We start from the raw sequence: 377 nt of genomic DNA on the forward strand, positions 1-377 counted from the left end.
ATGTCTCTGTTATGGTTACTGTCACCGATAGCAATGGTAATATCTCTACTGGTATGGCTACCGTAACTGTAGCTGATAATACACCGCCTACACTCTCCACTCAGGATGTAGCACTAAGCCTGGATGCTAGTGGCAATGCTGCCCTTACTGTAGATCAGGTGGAAGTTGAGAGTGCTGATAACTGTGGTATCGCATCTAAAGTACTCAGCCAGTCAAGCTTCGACTGTGACGATACTGGTGTTAATACCGTAACCCTTACCGTGACTGATAATGCCGGTAACCAGACTGTAAATACTTTCAACGTTACCATCTCTGATGATACTGCGCCTACAGTAATCGCGCAAGACTTAACCATCGCCCTAGATAATGACGGACTC

1 protein-coding gene is annotated in these 377 nt (G+C 45.9%); it reads left to right on the forward strand.

All coding sequences use genetic code 11. The features are described from left to right. Positions 1-377: HYR domain-containing protein (locus tag BFP97_RS20095; protein WP_139135414.1), on the forward strand; the 377-nt coding region annotated here is incomplete at both ends.

It is taken from the genome of Roseivirga sp. 4D4, assembly GCF_001747095.1.
GTDB lineage: Bacteria > Bacteroidota > Bacteroidia > Cytophagales > Cyclobacteriaceae > Roseivirga.